We start from the raw sequence: 3,334 nt of genomic DNA, 5'->3' as shown, positions 1-3,334 counted from the left end.
ACGCGCCGCACCCCCTTGCTCTTTTTTGAGGAGTTCTTCGTCGCCCGCGCTTTCTTGGAATGCCTCACCTTGATCCGTCTCTCGTCGTGAATTGCCGCACTCAACGCAAATCGAACTCGTTCGATTCGGCACGTCGTCGTCATGCATATGAGATTTGTCGTGCGAACGCACGCTGACCGTGCTTGCCAGACCAAGGCTCAGGCCCGCGGGACAAGGCTCGCAGGCGTTCCTAGCGCGCGCCAACACCCGTCCTTCAAGCCCGGATCGAAAACCGCTCGAACCGTCAGAGCTTGCAATCGCGGTTGCGAGTGAGGATGCGCTCGTTGTTCCGGTTCTGACGACCTGCTAGGATAAGCCCGCCTGTCAGGACTTGGGCTGCAGGACTTGGGCTGATGGTCAACGCGCTTGTCATACGCAAGGGGACAAGTCCAGCGAAGCGCGGCAAGATGCTTCGCGCGGCGCAGTATGTCCGGATGTCGACGGACTATCAACGCTATTCGATCCAGAATCAGGCTGCCGCCATTGCGGCCTTCGCCCAGCAGAGAAATCTTACGATCGTCCGAACTTACATGGACGAAGGGCGCAGCGGCCTTCGGATTCGGGGGCGGCCCGGCTTGATCGAACTGATCGACGACGTTCGCTCGGGGCAGGCGGACTTCGATCAGGTCCTGGTGTATGACGTCAGCCGCTGGGGACGCTTCCAGGACGTAGACGAAAGCGCTCATTACGAGTTCATATGCAAGGAGAACGGGATCAAAGTCGCCTATTGCGCGGAACAGTTCGACAATGATGGAAGCCTGCTCTCGAGCATCGTAAAGAACATCAAACGGGTGATGGCGGCGGAATACAGCCGGGAGCTCTCGGTCAAGGTGCACACCGGACAGTGCCGCGTTGCGAGCCTCGGCTTTCGTGTGGGAGGGCCTCTCACCTTCGGGCTCCGTCGGGAGCTGGTTGGTGAAAACCGGCAACCGAAAGGGCGGCTGGACAAAGGCGAGCGAAAATCCCTTCAAACCGATCGCGTGCGGCTTGCGCTCGGGTCGCAGGAAGAAGCGGCGGTGATCAGGTGGATCTTCCACCAGTTCGTGGTCGAGGAGAAAGCCGACGCGGCGATTGCACGCGAGCTCAACCAAAGCAAGGTCGCCAACCAGCACGGGCGCCCGTGGACCGATGGCATGATCCACAACATTCTCAGGAATGAGAATTACGTTGGGAATATTGTCTATAACCGCACATCCCGCCGGCTCGGGCAGAAGCTCGTCAACAACCCTCTCGATGGCTGGGTGCGAAGCGACCAGGTTGTCGATGCCATCATCGATCCGGGTCTTTTTACGCGCGCGCGAAACGTGATGGAGAACCGCTACATCAGCATCTCAGAAGAAGAGATGCTGCTGCGGCTGCGCCTGCTGCTGAAGCGTCAGGGAAAGTTGACTTTTGATATTATCAACCGTGCAGCCTGCGTCCCCAGCGCGTCCTCGTACGTGAAGCATTTCGGCTCGCTTCGGAACGCGCTCGCGCTGATAGGGTATGATTCGCCCCGCGACTGCGACTGGATCGACAGACGGCGGCATTGGTCCGAAGTTCTATCGGCGCATGCGGCGCAGATCGTCGAGGCGTTGAACCGGGCGAAACACGTAAGAGCGCAAGTCGATGCTCGGATTCCCGTTATCATCTTGAACGGAAGGATCAAGATTCACTTTCAGGTCGCGAGGCAGTCGAAGAAGAGAGGATCGAACCATGCGGCGGCGTGGCGAGTGCATCGGAGGAGAGGTCAGTCGGGATTGCTGGTCGTGTTAAGACTGGATGAGGTCAATCGGACGATTGAGGACTACTTGATCCTGCGGTCGGTCCGGCCGACGCAGCCTTATCTCTATTTCTCGGCTCGCGGTCGTGACCATGGCGCAGTTCGGGCCGAAACGATCGATGATCTGGTCGCAATCCTCAAACGCCAATTAAACAAAATCGGCGCGCTGCGGCTAGGAAATGTAACCAAGCCTGGCGTTCTTTGGACCACCAGGTCGATGCCGGATCGTTGACGGAGATCTTGGTGGACGTTCAATCGCCTTGCGCCCGCGGACCTGCGAATTGAATGATCTCATCTGCTGAATAGGCGCCCGGCGCCTGCTGGCAGGTTTCAGCCTGATGACCCTGATTTAGAGATCCTGCCCCGGTTCGACGAAAGCGCGGCTGATGCCGGGCTGTCGCACTGGCGGGCTTGCATCCCTGACGCGGAGCAAGGCTGGCCGACGATGATCTCTGTCGGCACCGCGGTGTTCGAAATAGAGAGTGAGAGTGCCGGCCGGGTTTGCCGTGACGGGTTAATGGTCGCGAGAAAGGCTCGCGATGCCCGTCGCGGAGACCCGCGATGTCAAACCATGCTTATCGTGCACGCACCGGCCAGGACCGGGCGAGCCTCTATGACGAAATCACCGATAAGATCATCGCCGAGCTCGAGGCCGGCCGTGTGCCCTGGGTCCAGCCCTGGGGAACAGCCGCGGCGAAGGCGCAGCTCGCGATGCCGAAAAACGCGTCGACTGATCGACAATACAGCGGGATTAACATCCTGATCCTCTGGGGAGCCGTCATCGAACGCGGGTTTACCGGTCAAAGCTGGCTTACCTTCCGTCAGGCCCTCTCGCTCGGCGGCCACGTCCGCAAGGGCGAACGCGGCACTACGGTTGTTTACGCCGATCGTTTCGTGCCGAAGGACGAGAAACGGCGTGCGCACGAAGACGGCGACGAAGCGCAGGTCATACCATTTCTGAAGCGATTTACGGTCTTCAACACCGACCAGTGCGAGAACCTGCCTGCGGAAATCGCGACCGCGTCCCCGCCACCGCCGCCAGGCCTGATCGAACCCACGGTCGAAGCCCTCATCAAGGCCACCGGGATCGCGTTCCATATTGGTGGAGATCGCGCCTTCTATGCACCGGCCGAGGACTATGTGCGGGTCCCGCCGCCACAAGCCTATTTCGAGCCGATCAACTGGCACCGCACCGCGCTGCATGAACTGGGTCATGCGACCGGACATGCCTCGCGCCTCAACCGCGACCAGAGTGGATCGTACGGCACCAAAAAATACGCGTTCGAGGAACTGGTGGCTGAATTGAGCGCCGCGTTTGGCTGCGCGTCGCTCGGGATCGTGCCGACCGTCCGCCATGCCGATTACATCGGTGCCTGGCTCGAAGTTCTCCGCGAAGACAATCGCGCCATCGTGCGAGCGGCGTCGCAGGCGAGCAAGGCCGCGGACTACCTGCTCGGCTTTGTTCCCGATCCGATGGCGAGCGCCTCGGTGCATTCTGCTGCTGAATGCGAGGTGGCGTGATGCTCGGCCCAT

Annotated in this window: 2 protein-coding genes; both read left to right on the top strand. The window is 60.2% G+C overall.

Annotation, left to right across the window (positions count from 1 at the left end):
* Positions 1-392 precede the first annotated feature (392 nt).
* Entirely contained in the window at positions 393-2,033 is a 1,641-nt protein-coding gene (locus JOZ76_RS23360; RefSeq protein WP_291702338.1) for a recombinase family protein, read from the top strand.
* Positions 2,034-2,362: 329 nt separating this feature from the next.
* Entirely contained in the window at positions 2,363-3,322 is a 960-nt protein-coding gene (locus tag JOZ76_RS23355) for an ArdC family protein (protein ID WP_291702336.1), read from the top strand.
* Positions 3,323-3,334: the final 12 nt, after the last annotated feature.

Source organism: Bradyrhizobium sp. (assembly GCF_019244115.1).
Lineage (GTDB): Bacteria > Pseudomonadota > Alphaproteobacteria > Rhizobiales > Xanthobacteraceae > Bradyrhizobium.
Note: the sequence above shows the minus strand (reverse complement) of the source record. Positions and strands in the feature narration are given on the sequence as shown.

Excerpts from the sequence above, each read along its gene's own strand:
- JOZ76_RS23360 (WP_291702338.1), top strand. The coding sequence starts at position 393 with ATGGTCAACGCGCTTGTCATACGCAAGGGGACAAGTCCAGCGAAGCGC.
- JOZ76_RS23355 (WP_291702336.1), top strand. The coding sequence starts at position 2,363 with ATGTCAAACCATGCTTATCGTGCACGCACCGGCCAGGACCGGGCGAGC.